This window comes from Mesorhizobium sp. LMG 17147 (assembly GCF_024297145.1).
GTDB lineage: Bacteria > Pseudomonadota > Alphaproteobacteria > Rhizobiales > Rhizobiaceae > Mesorhizobium.
The window spans coordinates 1-22557 of sequence record NZ_JANCTC010000018.1 but is presented as its reverse complement, the minus strand read 5'-3'; the positions used below and the strand labels follow the sequence as shown (position 1 = coordinate 22557).

22 protein-coding genes and 1 pseudogene are annotated in these 22557 nt (G+C 60.7%); 9 read left to right on the top strand and 14 right to left on the bottom strand.

The features are described from left to right. Positions 1 to 15 precede the first annotated feature (15 nt). The 7 genes from NMG46_RS24130 to NMG46_RS24100 all read right to left on the bottom strand — a co-directional run bounded on the left by NMG46_RS24130 (position 16) and on the right by NMG46_RS24100 (position 5238). The gene (locus tag NMG46_RS24130; RefSeq protein WP_302896924.1) at positions 16 to 735 is read right to left on the bottom strand and encodes an ABC transporter permease; all 720 of its coding nucleotides are present in this window, start codon (positions 733 to 735) and stop codon (positions 16 to 18) included. Then, complete coding sequence (locus tag NMG46_RS24125) at positions 732 to 1385, bottom strand: ABC transporter permease (RefSeq protein WP_368389319.1); 654 nt, start codon at positions 1383 to 1385, stop codon at positions 732 to 734. Before NMG46_RS24125 ends, NMG46_RS24130 begins: the two co-directional genes overlap by 4 nt. A gap of 129 nt (positions 1386 to 1514) precedes the next feature. Then, positions 1515 to 2360, bottom strand: coding sequence for a transporter substrate-binding domain-containing protein (locus NMG46_RS24120; protein WP_254820023.1), 846 nt, complete (start codon positions 2358 to 2360; stop codon positions 1515 to 1517). Positions 2361 to 2443: 83 nt separating this feature from the next. Next, a complete protein-coding gene (locus NMG46_RS24115; RefSeq protein ID WP_254820022.1) occupies positions 2444 to 3115 on the bottom strand; it encodes a GntR family transcriptional regulator in 672 nt (223 codons plus the stop codon). Between the two features lie 545 nt (positions 3116 to 3660). Continuing rightward, positions 3661 to 4107 carry a hypothetical protein gene (locus NMG46_RS24110; protein WP_254820021.1) on the bottom strand — a complete coding sequence of 149 codons (447 nt, stop codon included), beginning with the start codon at positions 4105 to 4107 and terminating at the stop codon, positions 3661 to 3663. Between the two features lie 570 nt (positions 4108 to 4677). Beyond that, entirely contained in the window at positions 4678 to 4944 is a 267-nt protein-coding gene (locus tag NMG46_RS24105) for a hypothetical protein (protein WP_254820020.1), read from the bottom strand. 102 nt (positions 4945 to 5046) lie between these two features. Continuing rightward, positions 5047 to 5238 (bottom strand): DUF3606 domain-containing protein, encoded by a 192-nt coding sequence (locus NMG46_RS24100; protein WP_254820019.1) that lies wholly within the window; start codon positions 5236 to 5238, stop codon positions 5047 to 5049. 420 nt (positions 5239 to 5658) lie between these two features. On the opposite strand from NMG46_RS24100, the gene NMG46_RS24095 reads away from it, so the two are divergent. After that, positions 5659 to 5958, top strand: coding sequence for a DUF1236 domain-containing protein (locus tag NMG46_RS24095; protein WP_254820018.1), 300 nt, complete (start codon positions 5659 to 5661; stop codon positions 5956 to 5958). A 133-nt stretch (positions 5959 to 6091) separates the two neighbouring features. Here NMG46_RS24095 and NMG46_RS24090 read toward each other — a convergent pair whose 3' ends face one another. The 3 genes from NMG46_RS24090 to NMG46_RS24080 form a co-directional block, all read right to left on the bottom strand. Continuing rightward, positions 6092 to 6595 (bottom strand): hypothetical protein, encoded by a 504-nt coding sequence (locus NMG46_RS24090; RefSeq protein ID WP_254820017.1) that lies wholly within the window; start codon positions 6593 to 6595, stop codon positions 6092 to 6094. Between the two features lie 217 nt (positions 6596 to 6812). Beyond that, positions 6813 to 7985, bottom strand: a complete 1173-nt coding sequence (locus tag NMG46_RS24085) for a cupin domain-containing protein (RefSeq protein WP_254820016.1) — start codon at positions 7983 to 7985, stop codon at positions 6813 to 6815. Positions 7986 to 7997: 12 nt separating this feature from the next. Further along, positions 7998 to 8297 carry a hypothetical protein gene (locus NMG46_RS24080; RefSeq protein WP_254820015.1) on the bottom strand — a complete coding sequence of 100 codons (300 nt, stop codon included), beginning with the start codon at positions 8295 to 8297 and terminating at the stop codon, positions 7998 to 8000. A gap of 793 nt (positions 8298 to 9090) precedes the next feature. Here NMG46_RS24080 and NMG46_RS24075 point away from each other — a divergent pair. Further along, on the top strand, positions 9091 to 9435 hold the full coding sequence (locus tag NMG46_RS24075) for a hypothetical protein (RefSeq protein ID WP_254820014.1): 345 nt from the start codon (positions 9091 to 9093) through the stop codon (positions 9433 to 9435). A gap of 89 nt (positions 9436 to 9524) precedes the next feature. Here NMG46_RS24075 and ggt read toward each other — a convergent pair whose 3' ends face one another. The 3 genes from ggt to NMG46_RS24060 form a co-directional block, all read right to left on the bottom strand. After that, the gene (ggt, locus tag NMG46_RS24070; protein ID WP_254820013.1) at positions 9525 to 11261 is read right to left on the bottom strand and encodes a gamma-glutamyltransferase; all 1737 of its coding nucleotides are present in this window, start codon (positions 11259 to 11261) and stop codon (positions 9525 to 9527) included. Positions 11262 to 11556: 295 nt separating this feature from the next. Beyond that, complete coding sequence (rhaI, locus tag NMG46_RS24065; RefSeq protein ID WP_254820012.1) at positions 11557 to 12849, bottom strand: L-rhamnose catabolism isomerase; 1293 nt, start codon at positions 12847 to 12849, stop codon at positions 11557 to 11559. A 114-nt stretch (positions 12850 to 12963) separates the two neighbouring features. Then, the gene (locus tag NMG46_RS24060; protein ID WP_254820011.1) at positions 12964 to 15066 is read right to left on the bottom strand and encodes a bifunctional rhamnulose-1-phosphate aldolase/short-chain dehydrogenase; all 2103 of its coding nucleotides are present in this window, start codon (positions 15064 to 15066) and stop codon (positions 12964 to 12966) included. A 187-nt stretch (positions 15067 to 15253) separates the two neighbouring features. Here NMG46_RS24060 and NMG46_RS24055 point away from each other — a divergent pair, with 187 nt between their 5' ends. From NMG46_RS24055 to NMG46_RS24025, 7 genes are all read left to right on the top strand, one after another. Then, positions 15254 to 16063: a DeoR/GlpR family DNA-binding transcription regulator gene (locus NMG46_RS24055; protein WP_254820010.1), complete on the top strand. Its 810-nt coding sequence runs from the start codon at positions 15254 to 15256 to the stop codon at positions 16061 to 16063. A 54-nt stretch (positions 16064 to 16117) separates the two neighbouring features. Beyond that, complete coding sequence (gene rhaS / locus NMG46_RS24050) at positions 16118 to 17113, top strand: rhamnose ABC transporter substrate-binding protein (protein ID WP_254820009.1); 996 nt, start codon at positions 16118 to 16120, stop codon at positions 17111 to 17113. A gap of 83 nt (positions 17114 to 17196) precedes the next feature. Continuing rightward, a complete protein-coding gene (locus NMG46_RS24045) occupies positions 17197 to 18738 on the top strand; it encodes a sugar ABC transporter ATP-binding protein (protein ID WP_254820008.1) in 1542 nt (513 codons plus the stop codon). Continuing rightward, positions 18735 to 19712, top strand: a complete 978-nt coding sequence (locus NMG46_RS24040; protein ID WP_254820007.1) for an ABC transporter permease — start codon at positions 18735 to 18737, stop codon at positions 19710 to 19712. The genes NMG46_RS24045 and NMG46_RS24040 overlap by 4 nt, the downstream gene beginning before the upstream one ends. Beyond that, positions 19709 to 20710, top strand: coding sequence for an ABC transporter permease (locus NMG46_RS24035; RefSeq protein WP_254820006.1), 1002 nt, complete (start codon positions 19709 to 19711; stop codon positions 20708 to 20710). Before NMG46_RS24040 ends, NMG46_RS24035 begins: the two co-directional genes overlap by 4 nt. Beyond that, on the top strand, positions 20710 to 21027 hold the full coding sequence (gene rhaM / locus NMG46_RS24030; protein WP_254820005.1) for an L-rhamnose mutarotase: 318 nt from the start codon (positions 20710 to 20712) through the stop codon (positions 21025 to 21027). The genes NMG46_RS24035 and rhaM overlap by 1 nt, the downstream gene beginning before the upstream one ends. Then, the gene (locus tag NMG46_RS24025; protein ID WP_254820004.1) at positions 21024 to 22394 is read left to right on the top strand and encodes an FGGY-family carbohydrate kinase; all 1371 of its coding nucleotides are present in this window, start codon (positions 21024 to 21026) and stop codon (positions 22392 to 22394) included. Before rhaM ends, NMG46_RS24025 begins: the two co-directional genes overlap by 4 nt. A gap of 46 nt (positions 22395 to 22440) precedes the next feature. Here NMG46_RS24025 and NMG46_RS24020 read toward each other — a convergent pair. Continuing rightward, positions 22441 to 22557 (bottom strand): annotated as a pseudogene (locus NMG46_RS24020) (IS630 family transposase); the annotation flags it as partial.

Sequence of the window (22557 nt, the reverse complement as noted above, 5' to 3'; positions counted from 1 at the left end):
CCCTTCTGGTCGTGCTCAAGAGGCGGCGTCGCTCATCGTCGAGGGGCGCTGCCGCAGATGCCGCGACATCCAGTATTCGAGTGCCGCCAAGGCACGGATGATCGCGAAGTTCAAAGTGAGATAAATGGCGCCCGCGCAGATGAAGACTTCAAAGGCGCGGTAGGTCTGGGAGATCAATCCCTGGGCAATTCCAGTCACCTCCATCAAGGTCACGATGGAAGCCAGAGACGTGCCCTTGATCATCAGGATGATTTCATTGCCGTAACTCGGCAGCGCCTGGCGAAAGGCCAGCGGCAGGATAACGTGCCGATAGGTCGAATAGGTGGACAGGCCGACAGACCGGGCCGCCTCGACAAGGCCGTGTGGCACCGATTGAATCGCGCCGCGGAGGATTTCACTGCCATAGGCGGTGGTGTTGAGTGTCAGCGCGATGATTGCGCACCAGTAGGGTTCGCGGAAAACGGCCCATAATCCAATTGCCGACAGCTGGTGCCGGAACTGACCAAGGCCATAATAGGTCAGAAAAATCTGCACCAGCAGGGGCGTCCCCCTGAACACGGCAACGAAGCCACGGATCGGCAGGACGACGAAGGGCGATTCCGATTGCTGGGCAAGCGCCAATGTGACGGCAAGAACGAAGCCGGCAACGATGGAAGTCAGGGCCAGTTCCATCGTGAGCGGCAGGCCGGCGAGTAGTTTCGGCAGGATTTCGAGGAAAAACCTGAAATCTATCATGCCGACCGGACGCGCCACGGCGCCTTTCGTTCCAGACGGTAAAAGGCATTGCCCGTGACGGAAGCGATAGCCAGATAGAGCAAGGCTGCAGCAATGTAGAAGATGAACGGTTCACGGGTCGAACCTGCGGCGATCTGTGCCTGGCGCATCAGTTCAACGAGGCCGATTACCGATATCAGCGACGAGTCCTTCAGAACCAATTGCCACACATTGCCGAGGCCTGGCAGCGCGTATCTCAGGAGCTGGGGAAAAATAACCTGGCGCAGCCGCTGCAGCCGGTTGAGACCAAGCGCGCAAGCGGCATCGTGCTGTCCCTGGTCGATGGCGAGGTAAGCCCCTCGATAGACCTCGGCTTGATAGGCGCCCGAGATGACCGCGATAGCCAAGGTTCCAGTGGCAAAGGCCGGAACGCCAACGAAACCGGACCCGCCCAGGCTATGACCAAGCGAGGTCAGGGCGACACTACCTCCATAGTAAAGCAGATAAATGGTCAGAAGGTCGGGCACGCCCCTGAAAACCGTGCAATAGCCAAGGGCCAAGAACCTTAGCAGTTGGGAGTTGTGGAGACGCCCGGCCGCTGCCAGCCCGCCAAATACAGCGCCAAGCGCAAAGCCAAGCACAGACAGAAGCACTGTGACCGAGGCCGCCATGAGAAGAGCAGCCCCCCAACCTCCGTTCTGGAAACCAAGCAGCCGGAATGCGTCAACCATTGATACCCCCGGCAGGACGAACGGCTAAGCTCCGGAACGGGTCAGGAATGGCCGTTCGCCGGCAAGCGCCTACTTGACTGGAGTGACGTCGCTCTTGAGCCATTTAAGCGACAGGGTTTTGATCGTGCCGTCGGCGGTCGCGGCGTCGATGGCGCCGTTGAGCATGTCTTTCAGCTTGGTGTCCTCTTTGCGGATACCGGCCCCGGAGCCAAGACCGAAGAGACCCCCGACAAATCCTGGTCCTGCAAGCGTATAGTCGCTGAACTCCGGTTTGCTCAGCGTGGCAGCCAGCGCTGTCTGCTGTGCGAAGAGCGCGTCGATGCGACCCGCGGCGAGATCGAGATCGTGTTGCTCGGTGGTCTTGTATTCGCGAATCTCGGCGACGTCCGAGAAGTATTTTTTCACAAATTCCAGGTTTGCCGTCGCAGCCTGAACTCCAATGATCTTTCCCTTCAGCAATGGCTTGAGCCTGTCGATTGCCGCCTGCGCAGAGGCTTCGTTGTCCAGCTTGAACCGCTCGTTGGAAATGCCGAGCTTGCCCAGTTCGCTATCCTTGGCGACCGCGAAACCTGAGGGATCCACGGCATATGGCTGGGTAAAATCGATGACCTTCAGACGTTTTTCAGTGATGAACATACTCGCCATGATCACGTCGAACTTGCCGACGGTCAGCGCGGGGATCATACCGTCCCAGTCCTGTGCGACGATCTTGCACTCGATCTTCATTCGCCCGCACAGATCATTGGCCAGATCGACCTCGAAGCCGTCCAGTTTGCCGTCGGCCGTTGTGAAGTTCCAAGGCGCGTAGGCTCCTTCGGTGGCAATGGTAATTGCCTTTGGCGTTTCTTGTGCGACAGCGGCCTGGACCAGGCCGAACAGGACCGACGCAATGGCTGCGATGCGGCTAATTTTCATGTCAATCTCCTCTTTTGCCGGTATGGCAGTTCCCTTCCGTTGTGCCGGATTATCTTCCGGCTTCAACGATTTAGATGGTATTCCTAGCGGCGGCCGGGACTTGCAAAGCTAGCCAGAAGCGGCGCTGTCTCGACGATATGATCCCGCATGACGATCTCTGCCTTGCCGGCATCACCTGACCGCAACACCTCGATCAGGATCTCGTGCTCTGCGCGCGCGCTGGCGGGTTTGTCGACATAGTCGAACCAGATGCGCAGGTAGGGCTCGATCACGACGTGCAGGCTGGCAATCTGCCGGACCAGCTTGGGTCTGTTGCTCAATTGGCAAATCTGCAGATGGAAGGCCTGATGGCGCACGACCCAGTCGCTGCTGCCGGTCTGGCTGGCGCGCTCCATCCGGTCGAGCTGGCGTTCCAGTTCTTCAAACACTTCGACATCGATGTGCGGCATGGCAAGCCTCACCGCCAGCCCTTCGAGCACCGAGCGTATTTCAAAGGTTTCGTAGATCTCATCGAGGGTAAGCCCGGCGACGATGCAGCCACGGTTCGGGCGAATGACCACAAGACCTTCCGCGGCCAGTTGGCGGAATGCTTCGCGAACCGGCATGCGGCTCATGCCGATTTCCGTCGCGATCTCTTCCGGGATCAGCCGGTCCCCGGCCCGGTAACGCCCCATCCTCAGGGCTCGCTGAATGTGGCGATAAGCCTCCTCCTCGGCGGTCGTGATACCCAACGGCTCGATTGCGTCTGCTGCCACGTCCTTGGTCCGCTCAAAGCGTATCTGTGTATCCACTTATCCAGTTGTCGAGACCTGTGTCAAGGACAGAAGCTTGCGCAGGTAGAATTTCTGTTGTGAGAATAAGCACTTGATCGGGAAAATCGGGCAAGCGCACCGTGGTCAGCCAAGCCGCTGATCGGCCGCTTTTCGACGCCCACGCGTCGGAGACCTTCGACGCCACCGAACTTTACAAAAAGGCCCGCCGCTCCATTTGCGAAGCGGCGAGGCCCCATATTCGGGGACGATCGCCGGAGTGTTCCCCGGCATTGCTTACAGTGCAATTCAGGTGCCAGAATTGTTGACCCAAAACGGGTCACCGCACCGGAGGCGCGAGAGCGGACATTCCGCGATCACGCTACTGCCGCGCATTGCCATTCCTGCTACGCTATTTTGCGGCGGACCTGATTTTTCCGCCTGGCCGGCGCTCGATCAGGCAACTTACCCCAACGCGCCCCCCAAGTGGCGCCGGCCATTTTTCACAACCCTGGAGCGCGGGTGCGCCGGCGCCGTTGAGCTGTCAGCACCTATGGCAATCCGCCAGCGAGCCGCTTTGTCCAGCCTGCAACCATCAGTCCGCACGCAATTCCCACGCAGTCGGCAACCCAGTCGAACAGATCCGGGTCGCGCCCTATCAGTTGCACGGCCTGAAGCCCCTCGATCGCTGCGCCCGTGAGAACGAGCAGTACGATCAGCTTCGCCTTGCGTTCCGGCCAGCCGAGACTTCCGAGAGCCGCCAGGACGACGAAGGCGGCGGCGTGATTGAGCTTGTCGTGATCAAACGTGAAAGCCAGGCCAAGACCCAGCAGGAGCTGCTCCGGCAAAAGGGCGAACAGCAGAACGCCGGCAAACGCGGCCGGAAAGGCAATCCTTGCCACGATCTGATAGGAATCCAGGCGCAACAAGGATAAAATGGCCTTTCGTCCGAAATCTGCGGGGGTAACACCACCGGCCAGAGCGAGCGCGGCGTCCAATTTCTGCTGTCCGGGCGTCCGGTGCATCGTCAGAATGAATGAATGCCTCGGGTCAGCCGCTGCACAGGCCGGGCTCGTGGCGAGTGCAATAGGCCAGCGGCAGCTTCCGCGATCACGCAATTCCCTGCCGCGCTGACCCGGCTACTATCTGGCTGCGGCGGACCTGATTTCCGCTTGGCCGGCGCTGCGTCGGGGCACCTTACCCATGCCACACGAATCGGCGCCGGCCAGAATTCCACCGATTGCGCAAAGGGGTCAAAGCCCGCCGCCCTGTCGGACGACGGGCTCCGTTGCCTGGGCGCCAGGGCGCCGCGGTAGCGACTGATGCTACGAATGCTCCCGCAGGTCTCCAATATGCTGCTGCCGAACAGCGTTGCGCATCGGCTAAACAAACGAAGCCCGCGCCTCTGGCGGAGGGCGCGGGCCGACCGGGTTTGCACCCCGATCTGCAGCAGAAACCCGGGAGGTTCCCGCTGCTTAAGATAACAATTAGAGACTTCTAATGTTCCAGTCTAGGGAAGATGCGGCTGCACCAGAAACCTCATGGTCGGCGCGATGACGATCGAGGCGTCAGTTCGTGCGCAAGTCGATCTGGAAAATACGCTCGTCGAAATGCCGCGTTTCGACGGCTAAGGTCAAAGCCACTTCAAGGACCAGACCGCCATGGTCGTCCCGGACCTTGACTGCAATCCTGCGGTGAGGAAGGCCATCCCTGGCCATCTCGGCCAATGTGCGAAGGGCTTCTTTCCTGACCAGCGGGAAATTGTCATATAAGGTTCCCTGATCGTCGGAATAGACGATTCCGTCTTCATCGGAATCAAGGAAGTAGCGGGGCATTGCGCTTGGCCGAAGCTCGGCATCCGGGAACGTTGTCGGCCGATGGCCGCGATCTCGGCCAATCGCGATCAGTGCCTCTCCACCGTTGGCTTCGCCACCATCTCACTTGCGCTCGCGCAATGCCTTCACCGCCTGCGAGAGGATCATCCGGTCGCCGCCGGTCCTTTTGATCAGCTTGCTCACCTGGCTGGGCGAAACACCATTTTCCCGCGCGAAATATTCGACCTCGTAATACTCATCCACCGAAACACGCTTGCGGTCGCTGAAGTCTCGCTTGCTCTTGTCGTCGGCCATTTCTGTTCTCCTCGCCCCTTCTCTCTTCGCTTTCGGGGGTCAGCTTTGACGCACGCAGCAATTTGAGGTTTCGCTCGCCACAAGGTGACGGGCGAACCTATCGGCGCAGGAAGGGACAGGCTGCGCAGCTGTCGGGTTCGATCGGAGTGGAACAGCCAAGATCGGTGCGAGCAACCGTCGACTTTTCCATGGAATCCTCCCGGCACGTGCAGCCAGAAACGGCCACGCGCCGCCACCGGTTCCGGGTCACGCGGCAAACCCACCCTTTGCGCGCACGGATCAGACTTAGGTCCTGCGGTAACACGTCGGTTGGTCCCTGCCGGGCGGGACCGAAGCCCCGTCGACGGAACGTTTTCAGCTGCCTTCCGTTCGAGTGAGCCTTGGCGTGAAGAGCGGACCGAGTTCGCAAAGGAGACGACCATGAAAATGCATTTATCCACCGCAGTGGCGGGATTTCTGCTACTGGCAGGCGTCGGAGCCGTTGCGGCGCAAGACGTCGTCATCGAGCCGGAGCAGGAAACGGTCATCAAGGAGTATGTGAAGAAGCAGCCGCTGGCCTCGGTGAAAATCCCTGGGGTGGAGCTCAATATCGGCTCGACACTTCCCGATACCGTCGAGCTTCATGAGGTCCCCAACGTCAAATACCGCTATGTCGTCGTCGACAACCGCACCGTCGTCGTCGATCCCGGCACGCGCAAGATCGTCAAGATCATCGAGTGACGTGAAAATTCAGGCAGCCGTCACCCGCCGCTCAGAACGAGCGGCGGGTGACGTTCGCGTAGGCGGCTCCGCGGCGTCGTCGCTCGGCAGGAACCCGCCGTACATGGACGGCCGGGGATCCTCACAGGCAGTTTCAATGCGAACAATCAGCAGACTTTTCGATTCCCATGACCAGGCCGCGCGTGCCGTCGAAACGCTTCAGGCGGCAGGAATTGCGCGCCACCAGATCAGCGTCATCGGACCCTACGATGATGAAATCGGCGCCGTCTTGCGCGGTCCAGGCAGCGGTGCCGCCCTTGGCGCGGCGGCGGGTTTGTTGGCCGGCCTCGGCGCCTTTGATATCCCAGGCATCGATCCCGTCGGCGCGGGATGGCTGGCATCGGCCCTCGTCGGCGCGGTCCTGGGCTGCGTTGCCGGCAGGCTTTTCGACACATCGTCCGCTAGCGGCAGGCAGCCAGGCCGGCGGGATGCCGAACAGGGTGTGATTCTGGTGCTGGCGCATGTCGATGAAAGGCAGGCCGACACCGCACAGGCGGTGCTTGGAGCTTCCGTTCAGGCGATGCAGTCTTTGGCCAGAGCGGCATGAAGATTTACCTCCTGCAAAGCGCTTGACCAGACCGCACAGCGGGGCGATCAAGGCACGCACCCAAAAATCTCTGGCAAGCCGCCGCCAGAAAGTGTTGAACACCGTGCCAATCACATTCGGCGAGCGGTTGCGCTCGGCGAGGCTTGATGATTTGCTGTCGGTTTGCGGAGAACGAATGATGCATGAGCCTGTCGGTCAGCCCGGACGATCTGTCGACGTCGAGCGCGAACTGTCCGAGCGCACAGAAACCCGGTGCAGGCCTATTCCACTAATCCTTCGCCGTTAGAAGCCCCTCACGAGCAAGGCGTTTGACCACAACAGCAAACTCCGACCATTCTAAATTTCCTCGATCTAATTCAGCGGGCTTGGCCATTTGCGCTTCAAGGCAGCTCCTGACAGCTACCTCAGCTTGGGCTGGAAATATCACTTCTTTGTCTGTGCACCTGACAATCACCTGATCCTTGTCCCGGAGAACTTCCCCAAACGAGTTGGCTCCGCTTAATCTATACTCCTGCAATTTAGAATCGCTCTCCAAGAGAATCAATGTGGATAACTTTCCCTCCAGCCCGCCTTCATAGGCTTTCAAACATTCATCCATGAAGCACTCCAATGATTTCGTAACATTGTCTGGCTCCGCAATTTTCTGGATCAACTCAACTATCCTTTCACTTAAAGCTGGATCCAGTTGATCGCGATCATACCTAAGTGGCAACGACTCTCGGAGAGCCGGATTTCCATCAATTGCCCTAGCAACACACGACGCAACCACGTCGGCCCATGTGTAACCTAGTATACCGAGCGTTATATGAAGAGATGTTCCAGATTCAGATATCGCTTCGTGCACAACACCCCTCGGGATATAGAGCGCGTCGCCCGCCTCCAAACTGAACTCTTCATAATTACTGCCTATGGTCCTACTTCCAGGGATGTCGTTATGAGCCAGGAGCGGGTACTTGAATGCCTCTTCTCCCACACGCCATTTTTTTGACCCATGAATTTGAATCACCAAAACATCATGCGTGTCGTAGTGAGGCCTAAAGCCCTGACGGCCAGGTGGGGTGAGATACGCATTGGCTTGAAAACGGATGCCCAGCAGGCCCTCTAGTTCAACGCATAGCCGCCGCAGAGGAGGGAAATGCTTGTGAAGGGCGTCCAGTATGATTGTCGAGCCTGTTGAGAATGCCTCGATCGCGCGATTAACATCCGATGAGTTATAGCCGCGATTGGGAGTAAGTTGCGTTCTGCTACTTTGGTCCGCAGACACCCACGACAAACTAGGCGGATTGCGAACGAGGGCCTCCTCAAACATGGCTATGGAGAAGACGTCCCGATAGTAATCTGGTTCGTTTCGACGAATATGAACGAATTGCTTTTCCCAATAAGTTTCTATGAAGTCTGTAGCTTCTATTGGCCATAATATCCAGTCAAATGAATTTGGCATCGCAGGCCCTGCTTAATTGCTGACTTCGTCGTCCTCCTTCTTGGGCACATCCTTATCCTTGTTCGTCTTCTCGGTGGCCTCGGTTGTGTCAGTGGTTGTTATTATTTTTGTGGTTGTCGAGGTTATAGTGATGCGTTGATGAGCGTCGCGAACGTCTGGGTCGTTTGTATGAGATGCAGAGGCAGGAGACGGGGATTGAAGGACCAATCCGCTGGTAGTCAATGCAACCGCCGATGCAACCCGCATGAGGTCCCGACGGTCTATCTTCTTGGTCATAATCGCATCGTCGGTAAGGACAGGGCGTTTTTCCATGTAAGCCTCCCATTTTGAATCTACACGTTATGATTGTCGAAATCGTTGAATAGAGCAAGCCTATTTTTGTTGTTTTGATATTACTCTCGATTTTTTGCTTCGCATGCTTCTGGCGATTTCAACCGGCGACAACGATGTTGCATAGCACAATGGACAGAATTGGACTGAATTATCTGGTCCTGTGAACCACGCGTATTTCATCATTGGCCTTGTGGCAGGAGGATGTATCTCGCGCATTCACTACTTTATCACTCGCCAACCACGAACGAATTCACTTGGAGACCACGCATGATCCCGACGGTCAGGCGGCCCATGGAAGCTGCCAATTGAACTGAGGCCGAGGCCATTTAAGAGCCCAGGAACGCTGGAACGATGTCGCATCAGGCGCGGATAATCATTGCGCGTCCGCCAACGGACGGTTTTCCCCAGCGAGGAACTCCTTTCCTGCTCGTTGTACAAGTCAATCCTGAAGCGGTCGTTCCAGCATCTTCTCGGCCGATATCGCTTCGCTTCCGATGCAATCCGGACTGACTGATAGTCGAGAAATTCGCCCAAAAACCTGGCAAGGGTGTCCGGCTGGCCTTTCAGATGTCTGTGGCACCGCGTGTTGAAGCAGCCCAGGCAGGTGATTCCAGTGGACAAAGGCTCCTGAAGCAGCGGGGCGATCAAAGCGCGAATTCAAAAATCTCTGGCAAGCCGCCGCCAGAAAGTGTTGAACACCGTGCCAATCACATTCGGCGAGCGGTTGCGCTCGGCGAGGCTTGATGATTTGCTGTCGGTTTGCGGAGAACGAATGATGCATGAGCCTGTCGGTCAAGACGAATATGGGTCGACCAGCCCGTTCGATCCGGACGATCTGTCGAGATTGAACGCAATCGGCCCGAGCGCCGGCAGCAACGATTTCGAAAAATATGCCGTCGCCGTGATCATCGTATTCGGCGCCCTGATCATCGGCGGCCTGATGGCTGCGGGCTTGAGCTTCGGGCGCCGCAGCACCTTCTTTTTCGCGCTTGGCGGCGCCACCGCGGCATGGATCTCCGGCAATGCGCTTCTGCTCGACCGGCCGCGCATCTATGCGCTGTTCGTCGGCATCGCGGCGCTGATGCTGATTGCGTCGACGATCGCGCTGGTCACCTGAAGCAAGGCGCAATCTTCTTGTTGACCATGATCTTATCCGAAACCGGTTCCCATTTTTTGCTGCGCTGACCTTCGGTTCGGGATCATCGTCTAATACCCGATGGCCTCGCCGGCTGCGGCGCGGCTGTCGATGGCGCCGTTGTAGCGGGCGCCGCCACCCTTCTCGATTTCCGCCAGGCACTTGCCGCCGACAAGGATGCCGGCCGCCTGGCCCCAGGTCGTGTCGGCAAGATCGAGGCGGTAGCCCATGCCGGTAAGCAGCTTTTCGGTATCCGGCGACAGGCCGAAGGGTTCGATATAGACCGTGTCGGGCAGCCATTGGTGGTGGATGCGCGGGGCGTCGATCGCCTCCTGGATGTTCATGCCGTGATCGATGACGTTGACAATCGCCTCCAGCGTGATGGTGATGATGCGTGAACCGCCGGGGCTGCCGATGACCATGAACGGCTTGCCGTCTTTGGCGAGGATGGTCGGGCTCATCGACGACAGCGGCGTCTTTTTCGGCGCGATCGCATTCGCCTCGCCCTGGACCAGGCCATAGAGATTGGGGACGCCGGGTTTCTGCGTGAAGTCGTCCATCTCGTTGTTGAGCAGGAAGCCGGTGCCGGCGGCGACGACGCCGGCGCCGAAAGAGCCGTTCAGCGTGTAGGTCACCGCGACGGCGTTGCCGTCATTGTCGATGATCGAATAGTGCGTCGTCTCGCTGCTCTCGCCAAAGCCCTTCGGCATCAGTTCCCGCGACACCCCGGCCCGGAACGGATCGATCTTTTCGCGGATTTCCCTGGCGTAATTCTTGTCGAGCAGTTTTGCGACCGGATTGTCCACGAAGCCGGGATCGCCGAGCGCCGAATTGCGGTCGACATAGGCGTGGCGCATCGCCTCGACCATGACGTGAACCGTCTCGGCCGAACCGGCACCTAGATAGGACAGCGGGTAGAACTCAAGCACGTTGAGGATCTCGCAGATGATGACGCCGCCGGAGCTTGGCGGCGGCGAGGAAATGATCTCGTAGCCGCGATAATTGCAGGTCACCGGTTTGAGCTCGCGCACGGCATAATTTTCGAAATCCGCCTTGGCCAGAATGCCGCCCTTCTCGCTGCTCGCCTTGACGATGGCGTCGGCGATCGCACCTTTATAGAAGGCATCCACACCGCGTTCCGAAATCGCGGCAAGCGAGGCCGCGAGATCGGCCTGGATGAGGCGCTCGCCGACGGCATAGGGCTTGCCGTCCGGTTTGAGGAAAATGGCGGCCGCCGCTGGGTCCCTGGCCAGCCGCTCGGCGCCGCCCAGGAGCGAGGCCACATCGCCCTGCTCCAGCACGAAACCGTCCGTGGCATAGCGGATGGCCGGCGCCAGCAAATCCTGCCGCGTCAGCGTACCGTATTTCTCCCGCGCCATCTCGAAGCCGGCCACCGAACCGGGCACGCCGACCGCCAGATAGCCGTCGAGACTGGCGCCCTTTACCGGCTTGCCGTCCTTGTCGAGATACATGGTTTTGGTCGCGGCGAGCGGCGCGCGCTCGCGGAAATCGAGGAAGGTCGAACGGCCGTCCTGGAAGCGGATGGTCATGAAGCCACCGCCGCCGATGTTGCCGGCGGTCGGGTAGACGACAGCCAGAGCGTAGCCGACAGCGACCGCTGCATCGACCGCGTTGCCGCCCTTCTTCAGCACCTCGACGCCGACTTCCGACGCCAGATGCTGGGCGGTCACCACCATGCCGTGCTCGCCCTTCGCCGGCTGCGGCGAGGCGGCAAAGGCGAGGAACGGCACGAAGGTCAGGGTGAGGGAAAGGGTGACGGCGATTAGGGTTCGGCGGGTGTTGTGCATGGTCGTTCTCCGAGGCGTGGGTAGGCCTAGGAAACGCGCTTGGAGAGGTTGAGTCTACCGACATTAATGGGAAGATACGGCGAGGCTTGCACCTTCTATCGACACCTGGGGTTCCTCGCCCCCATTCATGGACCCATGCATGGCGGAGGGGAACCCAAGCTGAAATGAAGCCACGATCCAACACTGACAAGCAATTTTGTTCTTGCTTTGTGCCGGCAGCTATGCTACTAATCCAACTATGGTGCTGAATCGCACCGCGACCCGCCTCAGGCGGGTTTTTCTTCGACCCGTTCCTTCAAACAATCCCGCCGCCGACGCTCGCCACCGCCGGCCGTTCCGCTGCAACCTTCGCCCGGTAGCCGGCGGCGCGGTAGGCGGCGACCGGATCGATGGCGCCGCCTGTCTTCAGCCGTGCCGTGGCAAGTATCGGCTCGACATCGGTGCGATAGGCTATCTTCAGCGTCTGCGTCGCCATCAGCGCGTCGTTGGTATCCTGGAAGCCTTCGAGCGCCCTGCGGTCGACCAGCAGCGCCTGCGCATAGGCGCGCTGCACTTCTATCGCCGACAGCATCAGGCTTTCGATCGGATCGGTGACGTTATGGCTCTGGTCGAGCATGTGGGCCGGATCGTAGCCTTCGACACCTGAAAGCTCGGCATCGACCAGTTCGTTGAACACCAGAAACAGGCGGTAGGGATCGATCGAGCCGGCGTCGAGGTCGTCGTCGCCATATTTCGAATCGTTGAAGTGGAAGCCTCCGAGTTTTTTGAACTGGATCAGCCGCGACACGATCATCTCGATATTGACGTTGGGGGCGTGATGGCCGAGGTCGACCAGGCAGAACGCCTTGTCGCCAAGCTCCTTGGCGATGATGTAGTTGGTGCCCCAATCCTGCACGACGGTCGAATAGAAGGCCGGCTCGTACATCTTGTGCTCGGTGAACAGCTTCCAGTCGTCCGGCAGCCCGGCATAGATCTCCTTCATCGCGTCGAGATAGCGCTCGAATGCCTTGGCGAAGTTGACCTGGCCGGGGAAGTTCGAGCCGTCGCCGATCCACACCGTCAGCGCTTTCGAGCCCAGCGTCCTGCCGATCTCGATGCATTCGAGGTTGTGCTCGACCGCCTGCCGGCGTGTTGCTGCATCGGCATGCGACAGCGAGCCGAATTTATAGGAAAGCTTCTGGTCGCTGGCGTCGGAGAAGGTGTTGGAGTTGATGGCGTCGAAGCCGAGACCGAAGCGGGATGCCGCCTGCTTCAGCCGGTTCGGATCGGCCTTGTCCCAGGGAATATGCAGCGAGACGGTCGGCGTCGCCTGCGTCAGTTGCCGGATGACGGCGCAGTCCTCGATCTTATCGAAAATGTCGCGCGGCTCGCCGGCGCCGGGAAAACGGGCAAAGCGGGTGCCGCCGGTGCCGACGCCCCAAGACGGGATCGCCACGGCGAATTTCTCGACCTTGTCTCTGACAGCGTCGATGGCGATGCCGCGGCGGTCGAGGCGCTCGCCGAGAGAGTCGTAATCGCGCTTGAGGTCGGCGTTGCGCGCGGCATTATGCTTGTCGACGAGGTCGACGGAGATGATGGTTTCGGACATGGTTCCTCCCAAATGCGTTCGGTTGGCGCTGCCCCTTACCCGCCTGCCGGCACCTTCTCCCCGGGGAGAAAGGTAAAGCTCCGGCCTCGGCGCCAACCCCTCAAAGACGGTCGCTTATCGCGTAAAACTCTGCGCGTTGCCGGCGTCGACGTTGATGATGTTGCCGGTCGATTTTGCCGACATGTCGGAGGCGAAGAAATAGATCGCCTCGGCGATGTCCTCTGGGAATACCGAGCGCTTCAGCATCGAACGCGAGCGGTAATGCTCCTCGAGATCGTCGGTCGACATCTTGTAGGCGGCGGCGCGCTGTTCCTTCCACTCGCCACTCCAGATCTTCGAGCCGCGCAGCACGGCGTCGGGATTGACGACATTGACCCTGATCTGTGCTTCCGCCCCTTCCAGCGCCAGACAGCGTGCCAGATGGATCTCGGCGGCCTTGGCCGTGCAATAGGCGGCGGCGTTGGGCGATGCGGCAAGCCCGTTCTTGGAAGCGACGAAGACGACGTTGCCGCCGATGTTTTGCGCCCGGAACAGCCGGAATGCTTCGCGCGAAACGAGGAAGTAGCCGGTCGACAAGATGTCCATGTTCTTATTCCACAGCGCCAGCGTGGTTTCCTCGATCGGCGCCGAGGAGGCCAGACCGGCATTCGACACGAGGATATCGATGCCGCCGAATTCGACAGCCGTCTCGGCAAAACCGGAGATCACCTGGTCCTCGGACGTGACGTTGATGACGACGGGCCGCACGAAATCCTTGCCATAGGCCTTGGCAAGCTCGTCATTGGCGCTGGCAAGGGCTGCCTCGTCGATGTCGGCCAGCACGACGCAGGCGCCTTCGCGCAGCAGCCGGTTGGCGGTGGCCCGGCCGATGCCGCCGGCGCCACCGGTGACCAGCGCAATCTGGCCGGCAAGGGCCTTTGGTTTCGGCAGGCGCTGCAGCTTTGCCTCTTCGAGCAGCCAGTATTCGATGTCGAAGGCTTCCTGGTCGGGCAGGCCGACATAGGCCGACACCGTCGAGGCGCCGCGCATGACGTTGATGGCGTTGACGTAGAATTCGCCCGAAATGCGCGCCGTCGCCTTGTCGCCGGCGAAGGTGAACATGCCGACGCCGGGCACCAGATAGACGACGGCGTTGGGATCGCGCACCGGCGGCGAATCCGGGTGCTTGCAGCGGTCATAATAAGCCTGATAGCCGACGCGATACTCCGCCACGTCATCGGCAAGACGGGCAATGACGGCATCGACGTCGGGATTTTGAGGGTCGAACTCGATGACCAGCGGCCGGATCTTGGTGCGCAGGAAATGGTCCGGGCAGGACGTGCCGAGTGCCGCCAGCGGCCGCAAATCCCTGGAATTGACGAATTCGAGCACGGCAGGGGAATCATCGAAATGGCCGAGCTTGTGGCTGTTCTCGGAGATCAGGCCGCGGATCCTCGGCATCAGTTTTGCGGCCACGGCGCGACGCGCCGGCGCATCGAGCGATTTGACGACTTCGCCGCCGAAGATCGGCTTGCCCTGGCTCTTGCGCTCGAACCAGTCGATTGCCTGGTTGATCACCGAGATCGTCGTCTCGTAGCATTCCTTCGGCGTGTCGCCCCAGCTGAACAGACCATGGCTGGCCAGCACGACGCCCTTGGCGTCGGGGTTCTCGAGGCAGAATTTCTCCAGCCACAGGCCGAGTTCGAAGCCCGGACGTTTCCATGGCAGCCAGCCGATCGTGTCGCCGAAGATCTCCTTGGTCAGCGCCTGCGAATCCTTGGCGGCGGCAATGGCGATGATGGCGTCGGGATGCATATGATCGACATAAGGCTTCGGCACGAAGGCATGCAGCGGCGTGTCGATCGAGGCCGCGCGCGGGTTGAGATTGAAGGTGCAATGAGGCAGATAGCCGACCATCTCGTCTTCATGTTCGAGGCCGCGATAGAGACCCTTCAGCGCCCGCAGTTTATCCATGTAGAGCGTGGCGAAGCCGTCGAGCTTGATCGAGGCGCTGTCGCCGCCCGAGCCCTTGACCCACAGCACTTCCACGCTTTCGCCGGTGAGCGGATCGTTTTGCCAGATCTTGGAGGAGGTGTTGCCGCCGCCATAATTGGTGACGCGCTTGTCGGAGCCAAGGACGTTCGAGCGATAGACCAGACGTTCCGGTTCGCTCATTGCTTGCGCTTTTGCGTCATCCCAAAGATTGGCGAGGCGCGTGCCGGAGCGCTTGTCGAGCATAGGTATCCTCCCTTTGGGACACGCAAACGGCGCCGGTCCCTTTTGTACGAATTTCTACGCAAGCGGCTGTCTTGTCAATCACAAACGATCAATATCAGTCATATTGCACTGCACAATGAAATTATCTGATCGGAAATGATTGACACTGCGCGCTTTGGGTGCCTAGATGCTCAAGCAGGGAGGAACCATGCACGAGAAAGAGCGCCACAGGATCATTCTGTCCGCCGTCCAGGAAAAACCTGTGGTGACGGTGCAGGAGATGGTCGACCTGACGGAGTCGTCCGAGGCGACGATCCGGCGCGACATCGCGGCATTGCACGTGCAAAAGCGCCTGCGCCGGGTGCGCGGCGGTGCAGAGGCGCTTTCGCCGCCGCAGTTCATCGGCCTTGCCGGCCGGCCCTTTTCCGTCAACGAGACCATCAACGCTTCGCAGAAACGGGCAATCGCGCGGGAAGCCGTGGAACTCTGCAAGGATGGCGAGCCGATCATCATCAATGGCGGCACCACCACCTTCCAGATGGTGCACTTCCTGACCGGCCGGCGCATGCCGATCTTCACCAATTCCTTTCCGATCGCCGAGCACCTGCTCAGACATTCCAAGAACACGGTAATGCTGTCGGGCGGCACCATCTACCGCGAGCAGAACATCATCCTGTCGCCGTTCGACAATGACGTGACACGCAATTTTTACGCGCGCCGCATGTTCATGGGCGCGCAGGGACTGGGACCGCTCGGTCTGATGGAAGGCGACCCGCTGCTGATCCAGGCCGAGCAGAAGCTGATCGACCAGGCAGACGAGTTGGTGGTGCTGGTCGATTCCTCGAAGTTCCGCAAACGCTCGAGCCTGATCCTGTGCGGCCTGTCGCGCATCGCCACGGTGATCACCGACGACGCCATCGAGGAGCGCGAAGCCAAGATGCTTGAGACCGCCGGCGTGACGCTGATCATCGCCCGCACAACGGCAGGGAATAAGGAAGAATCTTCGCTGCAGGCCTGAGAAAACTCGCACCCGCAGCGGTGATGGAATGCAACGCTCAAGGGAGGATATTCGATGAGCTTCTTTAGGAAATTGATGGTTACGGCGGCGTTCTCCGCCGCCATGTTCGTGAATGCCGCCTATGCCGAGAACGTCAAGATCGCGCTGGTGGTGAAGTCGCTCGGCAACGGCTTCTTCGACGCCGCCAACAAAGGCGCCGAAGAGGCGGCCAAGGAACTAGGCGATGTCGACATCATCTACACCGGCCCGACCAAGGCGACCGCCGAAGCGCAGATCGAAGTGGTCAATTCGCTGATCGCACAGAAGGTCAACGCCATCGCCATTTCGGCGAACGACGCCGACGCGCTGGTGCCGGTGCTCAAGAAGGCGATGGAGCGCGGCATCACCGTCATCTCGTGGGATTCGGGCGTCGCGCCGGAAGGACGCCAGCTTCACCTCAACCCCTCCGACACCAACCTGATCGGCGAGACCATCATCAAGCTTGCCGCCGACTACCTGCCTGAAGGCGGCGACGTCGCCATCCTGTCGGCTTCGTCGACGGCGACCAACCAGAATGCCTGGATCGACGCGGCCAAGAAGGTGCTGCCGGAGAAGTTCCCCAAGATCAAGCTCGTCGCAACCGTCTATGGCGACGACGACTCGGCCAAGAGCACGGATGAAGCCAAGGGTCTTTTGAAGTCCTATCCGAACCTCAAGGCGATCATCGCACCGACCACGGTCGGCGTTGTTGCCGCCGCCCAGGTGGTTACCGACGAAGGCCTGATCGGCAAAGTCAACGTCACGGGCCTGGCGCTGCCGTCGGAGTTCAAGAAGTTCATCGACAATGGCGCCAGCCAGGCGGTTGCCCTGTGGAACCCGATCGATCTCGGCTACTCCGCCGTCTACCTCGCCCACGACCTGGCGGTGAAGAAGGAAGAAGCCAAGCCCGGTGCTACGCTGTCGATCGGCCGCGTCGGCAAGGTCACGCTCGACGATACCAACTCGGCCGCGATGGCTCCGCCCTTCCAGTTCGACAAGTCGAACATCGAAAAGTTCTCCAAGATCTATTGATCCTGGAGCTTTCGAAACCGTGCGGCGGGGCTCAGGTCCCGCCGCGCTTTCAAACGAACCTTGTTTCAGGGCTTGATACGATTATGGACACGACAGCCCAACACGAAATGGCGAAGGAAGCGCCTTTGTCTTCCGGACCGCGCCTGACGCTGTCCGGCATCTCGAAAAGCTTTCCCGGCGTGCGCGCGCTGCACGACGTCGGCCTGTCGCTCTATCCCGGCCAGGTAACCGCGCTGATCGGCGAAAACGGCGCCGGCAAGTCGACGCTGGTCAAAATAATGACCGGCATCTACCAGCCGGATGCTGGCACCATCAGCATCGACGGCCAGCCGGTCACACTGCCCAGCGCGCACGCCGCGTTCGGGCACGGCATCACCGCCATCCACCAGGAAACGGTGCTGTTCGACGATCTGACGGTGGCCGAAAACATCTTCCTCGGCCATGCGCCGCGCACGCGTTTCAAAACCATCGACTGGCGCACCATGCGCAAGAATGCCCGCGAGGTGCTCGACACGATGGGTGCCGGCCATATCGAAGCCGACGCCAGGCTGAAGGATCTCGGCATCGCCAACAAGCACCTCGTGGCGGTTGCCCGCGCCATGTCGATCGACGCCCGGATCGTCATCATGGACGAGCCGACGGCAGCGCTTTCGATGAAGGAGATCGAAGAGCTTTTCCTGCTGATCGAATTCCTCAAGAGCGACGGCAAGGCGATCCTGTTCATCAGCCACAAATTCGATGAGATCTACCGCATCGCCGACCGCTATACCGTGTTCCGCGATGGCGAGATGGTCGGCGAAGGCCTGATCAAGGACGCCGGCCAGAGCCAGATCGTGCGCATGATGGTCGGCCGCTCGGTCGATCACATCTTTCCGCAGCGCAAGGCCGAGATCGGCGCGCCGGTGCTGGCCGTCTCCGGCCTGTCGCACCCGACCGAGTTCGACGACATAGGCTTCGAGCTGCACAGGGGCGAAATCCTTGGCTTCTACGGCCTTGTCGGCGCCGGGCGCAGCGAGGTGATGCAGGCGATATCGGGCATCACCCGCACCAGCCGCGGCACGATCACGCTGGAAGGCAAGGCGATCGCGCCGAAATCGGCGGCGGATTCGATCGATGCCGGCATCGTCTATGTGCCGGAGGAACGCGGCAAGCAAGGTGTGGTGATCGGCCTGCCGATCTTCCAGAACGTTTCGCTGCCTTCGCTCAAACGGACATCCAAATCCGGCATATTGCGGCTGGCCGAAGAGTTCGCGCTGGCCCGCTCCTACACCGAGCGGCTCGATCTGCGCGCCTCCTCGCTCAGCCAGGACGTCGGCACGCTGTCGGGCGGCAACCAGCAGAAGATCGTCATCGCCAAATGGCTGGCGACCGCGCCGAGGGTGATCATCCTGGACGAGCCGACGAAGGGCATCGACATCGGCTCCAAGGCGGCCGTGCACGGCTTCATGGCCGAGCTCGTCGCGCAAGGCTTGTCGGTGATCATGGTGTCGTCCGAACTGCCGGAAATCCTCGGCATGTCCGACCGCGTCGTCGTCATGCGCGAGGGCCGTATTGCCGCGGTCTACGACAATAAGGGGCTCGACGCCGAAACCTTGGTCAGGACGGCAGCGGGGATCGCGTCATGAAGGCTTTTCTCAGATATCGCGAGGTCTGGCTGCTGGCGGCAATCGTCGTGCTGATCGGGCTGATCTCAACGCGGTTTCCAGGTTTTGCCGATCCGGCCAATCTGCGCCAGGTGTTCAACGACACGTCGATCCTGATGATCCTGGCGCTCGGCCAGATGGTCGTCATCCTGACCCGCTCGATCGACCTGTCGATGGCTTCCAACCTCTGCTTCACCGGCATGGTGGTGGCGATGCTGAACGCCGCGCATCCGGCGATCCCGATCCCGCTGCTGATCGTCATCGCACTGCTGGTCGGCCTGGTGCTCGGCGCCATCAACGGCCTGCTGGTATGGCGGTTGAACATTCCCTCGATCGTGGTAACGCTCGGCACCCTCACCATCTACCGCGGCGCCACCTTCGTCATATCAGGCGGCGCCTGGGTCAACGCCGACCAGATGAGCGCTGAGTTCATCGGCCTGCAGCGCGCGGCTTTCCTCGGCATTCCGGTTCTGTCCTGGATCGCCATACTGGTCATTGCATTGTTTTTCCTAGTGATGACGCGCACGGCGCTCGGCCGCTCGATCTATGCCATCGGCGTCAACCCGACCGCATCGGTCTATGCCGGCATCGATGTCGGCCGGACGAAATTCATCGTCTTCTGCATCTCGGGGATGATCGGCGGCCTCTGCGGCTATCTGTGGATTTCGCGCTACGTCATCGCCTCGGTCGAGGTCGCGAATGGTTATGAGCTCAATATCATCGCCGCCTGCGTCATCGGCGGCATTTCGATTGCCGGCGGCATCGGTTCGGTCGGCGGCGCGGTGCTCGGCGCGCTGTTCCTCGGCATCATCTCCAACGCGCTGCCGGTGATCAACATCTCGCCCTTCTGGCAGATGGCGATTTCAGGCAGCGCCATCATCCTGGCCGTGGTGCTCAACGCACGCGGCGAACGCCGGCAAGGCCGCATCATTCTCAAGAAGGCGGAAGCGGCATGACCGACACCCCTGCTCCACACCACATTCCCGACCGGCTCGACAACCCTTTCACCGCGGCGGTCTTCTCCTGGGAGGCGCTGCTCGTCGCGGTGGCGGTCGCCATCTTTGCCGTCAACAGTTTTGCCTCGCCCTATTTCCTCGACGCGTGGTCGCTCTCGGACCTGACCTTCAACTTCACGGAAAAGGCGCTGATCGCGCTGGCCATGGCGCTGCTGATCATCTCCGGCGAAATCGACCTGTCGGTCGCCGCCATCATCGCACTCGCCTCGACAATGATGGGCATGGCGGTGCAGGCCGGCGCCGGCACGCCGGTGCTGGTGGCAATCGGCATCGTCGTCGGGCTCGGCTGCGGCGCCTTCAACGGCGTGCTCGTCACCAGGCTCGGCTTGCCGTCGATCGTCGTCACCATCGGCACTATGAGCCTGTTTCGCGGCATTGCCTTCATCATCCTGGGCGACCAGGCCTACAAGGGCTATCCCGCGAGCTTCGCCTTCTTCGGCCAGGGCTATGTCTGGTGGGTGGTGTCGTTCGAACTGACGCTGTTCCTGATCGCGGCAGTCGTCTACTGGTTCCTTCTGCACCGGACGAGCTTCGGCCGCCGAGTCTTTGCCATCGGCAACAACCCGGTCGCGGCGCAGTTTTCCGGCGTACGTGTCGGCCGCATCAAATTCATCCTGTTTTGCCTGACCGGCCTGATGGCGGGCATCGCCTCGGTGCTGATCACATCGCGGCTCGGCTCGACCCGGCCGTCCATCGCGCAGGGCTACGAGCTGGAAGTCATCACCATGGTGGTGCTCGGCGGCGTCAGCATCCTGGGCGGCGCCGGCAGCATTCTGGGTGTGGTGCTGGCGGCGTTCATCATGGGACTGGTGACCTTCGGCCTCGGCCTGCTCAACGTGCCGGGGATCGTCATGTCGATCTTCATCGGCCTGCTGCTGATCATCGTCATCGCACTGCCGATCCTGTGGCGGCGCGTACGGCGGGAGCGCTTTGCCTGATGCCCGAAAAATATGCGTTCAAGATGAAGCTTAATCCGGGCATGAAGGCCGAATACAAGAGGCGCCACGACGACATCTGGCCGTCACTCGTAGCGTTGCTGAAACAGGCCGGTATCTCCGATTATTCGATCCATCTCGACGAGGAGACCAACATACTGTTCGGCGTGCTGTGGCGATGCGATGACCACGGCATGGACGAATTGCCGAAGCATCCGGTGATGCAGCGCTGGTGGGCTGAAATGGCCGACATCATGGAGACCAGGCCGAACAACGAGCCGGTGGCGGTGCCGCTGGAAACAGTGTTCCATATGGAATGACCCGTCACGTCGCCGTCATCGATATCGGCAAGACCAACGCCAAGGTGGCGCTGGTCGATCTTGCCACATCAAGCGAAGTCGCGCTGCGGCGGGTGGCCAACGCGCCCGTTCGACAAGGGCCGTACCCGCATCATGACGTCGAGCTTCTGTGGTCGTTCATCCTCGGCAGCCTGGCCGAGATCGATCGAGAGCGTTCCGTCGACGCGATATCGATCACCACCCATGGCGCGACGGGCGTGCTGGTCGACGCATCTGGCGAACTGGCGCTGCCGGTGCTCGATTACGAATTCGACGGGCCGGATGCCCTTGCCGGGGACTATGACACGATCCGTCCGGCGTTCTCCGAAACCGGCACGCCGCGCCTGCCGGCCGGCCTCAATCTCGGCGCGCAGCTGTTCTGGCAGCAGAAGCGCTTTCCGGCGGATTTCGCCAGAACCGCCGCTATGCTGATGTATCCGCAATACTGGGCCTTGCGCCTGACCGGCGTCGCCGCCAGCGAGGTGACTTCGCTCGGCTGCCACACCGATCTGTGGAACCCGTGGAAAGCGGATTTTTCCTCACTGGTCGACCGGCTGCAATGGCGCCGGCTAATGGCGCCGGTGCGGCCGGCCACGGACCGCCTGGGCCCGATCCTGCCCGCCCTCGCGCGGCAAACCGGCCTCGACCCGCAAACGCCGGTGTATTGCGGCCTGCACGATTCCAACGCCTCGCTGCTGCCGCATCTCCTGTCCGACAAGCCGCCTTTCTCCGTCGTCTCGACCGGCACCTGGGTGGTGTCGATGGCGGTCGGCGGCAGCAAGGTTTCGCTCGATCCGGCACGCGACACGCTGGTCAATGTCAACGCACTCGGCGATCCCGTGCCGTCGGCGCGCTTCATGGGCGGCCGTGAGTTCTCCCTGCTGACTGAGGGCCAATCGGAAGACTGGACGGAAGACGATGTCGCCGCGGTGCTGGCGCACAGGACAATGCTGCTGCCTTCCACGCAACAGGGCTCGGGGCCGTTTCCGCATCACGCCGCCGCATGGCTCAGTGCCGAAGGCATCACCACCGGCCAGCGCTTTGTCGCCATTTCGTTCTACCTGGCGCTGATGACCGCGACCTGCCTCGACCTGATCGGCGCCGAGGGGTCAACCATCGTCGAAGGACCCTTCGCCCGCAACCGGCTGTTCACCCGCATGTTGGCTGCGGCGACAGCACGCGCCGTCACTGCCTCCGAGGCTGCGACAGGCACCAGCATCGGCGCTGCCTTGCTGGCGTCGGACCAGGGGACACCGCAAGGCAGAGGCGAAAGGACCGAACCGTCGGCCGATCCGGTCTGGACAAGTTACGTGCGCTCCTGGCGTTCGGCGGTCGACGAACGAGCCTGACCGCCGAGCTCATGGCGTCCTGATGTTCGGAGATGCCTAGAGTCTTTCACGTTTTGACGGAAGCGTAGCCGGCGTTTGCGAAGTAGTTGTTGCATTCGGTTGCCTCGATCGTTTCAACGAGGTGGCCGATGTGGCGCCAAGTGTCCTCGGCGGTACGCTTCTG